The organism is Phaeobacter sp. (assembly GCF_022825805.1).
Taxonomy (GTDB): domain Bacteria; phylum Pseudomonadota; class Alphaproteobacteria; order Rhodobacterales; family Rhodobacteraceae; genus Phaeobacter.
The window spans coordinates 1-4,565 of the sequence record NZ_JAJDWC010000058.1; the positions used below are offsets into that span (position 1 = coordinate 1).

Below are 4,565 nucleotides of genomic sequence, written 5' to 3' on the forward strand. Positions count from 1 at the left end.
CGAGCGGTTCTTTGGCAGGCTGAAAGCCTCGTTCCGTCGCATCGCAACCCGATACGAAAAGACGTCACGCAATTTCCTGTCGATGATCAAACTGGCATCCGTCAGACTGTGGATCGAGTTTTATGAGTCGGCTGCCTAGCAGCACTCCGGCGCTGACGCCATCGATACGCATTTGAACGGCAGGATCGGGCCGATACCGTTCGGTATCAGCCGTCTGCTGCGTCCGCCGCCTTCTTCTTCGGGGCCGCTTTTTTTGCGGTGGTTTTCTTGGCCGTCGTCTTTTTGGCTGTGGTCTTTTTCGCAGCCGCTTTCTTTGCCGGGGCCTTCTTTTTCTTGGCGCCGGATTTGCCCGCCTTCTCCTCGATCAGCTTCACGGCTGTTTCGATGGTGATATCCTTGGGATCGACGTCTTTGGGCAAAGTGGCATTGACCTTTTCCCACTTCACATAGGGCCCATACCGGCCATCCATGATGCTGATCGCGCCGCCGCTTTCGGGGTGTTCGCCCAGCTCTCGCAGAGCTTTTGCCGCTGCACCACGACCACGGCCTGGGTTCGCCCGCTTTTCCGCCAGCATTTCGACCGCGCGGTTCATGCCGATCTCAAAAACATCCAGCGTTTCCTTGAGGTTAACATATACCGGTTTTTCCTCGTCCGGTTTTTGGTGCGCGATGTAAGGCCCAAAGCGCCCGAGATTGGATTGGATTGTCCCGCCTTCAGGATGTTGGCCGACATCGCGGGGCAGGGTCAGCAAGGTGACGGCCTGTTCCAGAACGATGTCATTGGGCCCCCAGCCGGGCAGGAAATCGCGCCCTTGTTTCGGCAGCGAAGAACGCGGGGGTTTCTTGTTCTCTGGCGTGGCTTCGCCGCGCTGGACATAGGGGCCGAAGCGGCCGGATTTCAGGTGAATGTCATCGCCCTGATCCTGCCCCAGAATGCGTTCATAGCCCTCGGCACCCTCACCAGAAATCGGCCGGGTGTAGTTGCACTCGGGATAGTTGCCGCAGCCGACAAAGCCGCCGGTGCGCGAGGTTTTCAGGTGCAATTGGCCCGCGCCGCATTTGGGGCAGACGCGCGGGTCGGTGCCATCCTCGCGCGGCGGATAGAGCTGCGGGGCCAATGCCTCGTCCAGAACATCCAGCACTTCGGCAATACGCAGATCGGAGGTTTCGGAAATCGCCGCGGAAAAATCGCGCCAGAACTGGTTCAGCAGCTCTTTGTAGTTGCGGTCTCCGGCAGAGACATCGTCCAGCTGGTTTTCCAGATTTGCGGTGAATTCATAACCCACATAGGTGCGGAAGAAATTCAGCAAGAAGATCGTCACGATCCGGCCCTTGTCCTCGGGGAACAAGCGGTTCTTGTCCTTGCGGACATATTCGCGGTCCTGGATCGTGGTGATGACAGAGGCGTAGGTCGAGGGGCGACCGATGCCCAGCTCTTCCATCCGTTTCACCAGCGTCGCCTCGGTGTAGCGTGGCGGTGGCTGGGTGTGGTGCTGCAGCGCCAGAACCGCGCTGTTTTCAGACAGCACACAGGCGTCTTTGCCGGCTTTCTCTGCCTGTGCGGCCAGAGAGCCTGCAAATTTCATCGCGTCGCCCTGCATCACCTGGGGCAGGCGCTTGTCATCCTCATCGGCAACGTCGTCGCGGCCTTCCTCGTAGACGCGCATGAAGCCATCAAACAGCACCACCTGACCGGTTGCACGCAGCACGACCTGTTGATCGGGCGAGCCGATGTCGACGGTGGTGCGCTCCATCCGGGCACCTTCCATCTGGCAGGCGATGGTGCGTTTCCAGATCAGATCATAGAGCTTGCGCTGATCATCTTCGCTCAACTTCAGGCTGGCTGCATCGCGGCTCATGTCTGTTGGGCGAATACATTCATGCGCTTCCTGCGCATTCTTGGCCTTGTTCTTGTAGATGCGGGGACTGGACGGCACGTAGTTTGCACCATAGCGGCTGCCGATTTCGGCGCGCGTGGCCTGCACGGCCTCCGGCGCCATGTCGATACCGTCGGTCCGCATATAGGTGATATGACCGGCTTCATAGAGCCGCTGCGCCGCATTCATCGTCTGGCGCGCCCCCATGCCGAACTTGCGGCTGGCTTCCTGCTGCAACGTCGATGTCATGAAGGGCGCAGAGGGGTTGCGGGAGGCTGGTTTGGCCTCGACCGAGGTGACAGACAGCTCACGGCTGGCCACGGCCTGAACTGCCAGCTCCGCCGCGGTGGATGTCGCCAGATCAAATTTATCGAGCTTGTCGCCCCCCAGAACCGTCAGCCGGGCTTCCAGTTCTTGGCCGCGCGGTGTGCTCAGCTGCGCTTTGACCGACCAGTATTCCCGCGGGTTGAACGCCTCGATTTCTGTTTCACGCTCGACGATGAGACGCAGGCAAACCGACTGGACGCGCCCGGCCGAACGCGCGCCCGGCAGTTTGCGCCACAACACAGGCGACAGGTTGAACCCAACGAGGTAGTCCAGCGCGCGCCGCGCCAGATAGGCCTCAACCAGAGGCATGTCGACCTGCCGTGGGTTGCGCATCGCCTCGGCGACGGCGTCTTTGGTGATCGCATTAAAGGTCACCCGGCTGACAGCGGTATCCTTTTTGATCGACCGCCGCTTTGTCAGTGCCTCTTGCAGGTGCCAGCTGATCGCTTCGCCTTCGCGATCGGGGTCGGTCGCGAGGATCAGGGCGTTGTCATCTTTCAATGCATCCGCAATCGCCTTGACGTGTTTGCGGCTGTCGGCGCCGACCTCCCAGGTCATTGCAAAATCGTCATCCGGTTCGACCGAGCCGTTTTTTGCGGGCAGATCACGCACGTGTCCGTAAGAGGCCAGCACTGTGTAGTCAGAACCAAGATACTTATTAATTGTCTTGGCTTTGGCCGGGGATTCGACAACAACGACTGGCATATAAACGTAAACCTCTGTGCGACGGATTGCGGGCGCTCTATGGCGGGGCAAGATGTGGGGCGCAAGGGGAGATTGTCAATCCACGATATCAGCTCTGCGCCTGCGGCCTTTTCGGCAGGGCCTGAATCACCCCCGCTAAATGGATCTAACAGGCACGTCTGGGGGCCATTCAGTTTTTGCGGCCATCTGACGGCGCGTTGGCAAAGTCCCCGCGGATCAGCAAACCGCCCGGCTGACGGCTGACAGCGCCGGTCAATTCCAGATCGGTCAAAGCGGGAGAGAGCTGTTGGGGCAGCAGATTCAGATCACGTGACAATTGATCTTCTGCCAATGGCGAGGCGCCCAGCCGGTCCAGAATGTCCTGATGCAAAGCGGCGGTTTCTTGCAGGGTTCTGCTTTCCGGCGGCGGGGACGGCAGGTCCTGCAGTGCCGGGTGTTTCGCATCGTGCTGCGCGGGCGGCTTGGCGGTGCTGGACGGGCCGGTGTCATCATGTGGCACGTGCTGGTGCGAGGCTGTTGAGATTTGCGGCGCGCGCGATGGTGCGTGCGGTGTCACATCATGGGGCGATACAATTTCGCGGGCATGCGCATTTTGGGCAGAAAGAGCAGCAATCACATCGTCAGCCGACCGCACCAATTCGGCGCCATCGCGGATCAGCATGTTGCAACCGGCGGTTCTGGCGTCAAACGGGTGGCCAGGCACTGCCATCACGTCGCGCCCCAGATCCAGCGCATCACGGGCGGTGATCAGGGATCCGGATTTTGCCGCCCCTTCGACCACCACGACAGCCTGGGCTGCACCGGCGATGATGCGATTGCGGGCGGGGAAATGGCGCGCCTGCGGTGAGGTGCCCGGTGGTTGCTCTGACAGCAACAGACCGGTTTCCGCGATATCCTGCGCCAATTTCAGGTTTTGTGAGGGATAGATCACATCAACGCCACCAGCGAGGACCGCGCAGGTGCCCCCGGGCAGGGCTGCGGTGTGAGCCGCGGTATCAATGCCGCGGGCCAGCCCCGATATGACGGTATATCCGGCCTCTGCCAGATCACGCCCAAGCGCGCGGGCCATACGCACCCCGAGGGATGAGGCATTGCGCGCACCAACGATGGCCACGGTTGGCCGCTGCAACAACGCTCTGTCGCCCACGGTCCACAGCACCGGTGGGGCATCGTGCAACTCTTTCAGGGCGGCGGGATAGTCGGGGTCAAAACAGCACAAAAGCCGCGCATTGGCGGCTTCTGCGGCCTTAATTTCGGCGATTGCCGCATCGGCAGAGCATATTTCATACCCTTTAATGCCAGCGGCGCGTGCCATTTTGGGCAACGCTGCCAGTGCGTTCTGCACTGACCCATGTGTGTTGGTCAGCCGGTGGAAGGTCACCGGACCAACGCGTCTTGAGCGCAACAGACGAAGGCAGGATATCCGTAGATCTTCCGTGGTGGGTGGGAGTGGGGGGTGAGTGGAAGAATGTGCTTCTTCGGTCATCCTGCGCTCCGCCTTGTTGCAGGACTATGATTATACCGCACTCACCCCAAAACCCGAAATTTTTCGTGTGTTATGACCCTGAAGTTGTCTGAGACCTGATCTCGGAATGTTTTCCACTCTTTGGGGATGGTTTCGCGGAAGAATCTCAGGATCGCATCGGCGAATTGCTT

The 4,565-nt window shown here is 60.1% G+C and carries 2 protein-coding genes and 2 pseudogenes; 1 reads left to right on the top strand and 3 read right to left on the bottom strand.

Features of this window, described 5'->3' with window-relative positions:
- A pseudogene (locus tag Q0C28_RS06290) lies at positions 1 to 139 on the top strand (IS5/IS1182 family transposase); the annotation flags it as partial.
- 67 nt (positions 140 to 206) lie between these two features.
- Here the strand turns inward: Q0C28_RS06290 and topA are convergent.
- The 3 genes and pseudogenes from topA to Q0C28_RS17735 all read right to left on the bottom strand — a co-directional run.
- Positions 207 to 2,909, bottom strand: a complete 2,703-nt coding sequence (topA, locus tag Q0C28_RS06295) for a type I DNA topoisomerase (RefSeq protein WP_293573890.1) — start codon at positions 2,907 to 2,909, stop codon at positions 207 to 209.
- Positions 2,910 to 3,078: 169 nt separating this feature from the next.
- Positions 3,079 to 4,395: a DNA-processing protein DprA gene (gene dprA, locus Q0C28_RS06300; RefSeq protein ID WP_293573892.1), complete on the bottom strand. Its 1,317-nt coding sequence runs from the start codon at positions 4,393 to 4,395 to the stop codon at positions 3,079 to 3,081.
- A 41-nt stretch (positions 4,396 to 4,436) separates the two neighbouring features.
- Positions 4,437 to 4,565, bottom strand: a pseudogene (locus tag Q0C28_RS17735) (IS630 family transposase); the annotation flags it as partial.

What these genes read in the sequence shown, in the direction of transcription:
- topA (WP_293573890.1), bottom strand. Translation starts at nt 2,909, where the DNA reads ATGCCAGTCGTTGTTGTCGAATCCCCGGCCAAAGCCAAGACAATTAAT.
- dprA (WP_293573892.1), bottom strand. Translation starts at nt 4,395, where the DNA reads ATGACCGAAGAAGCACATTCTTCCACTCACCCCCCACTCCCACCCACC.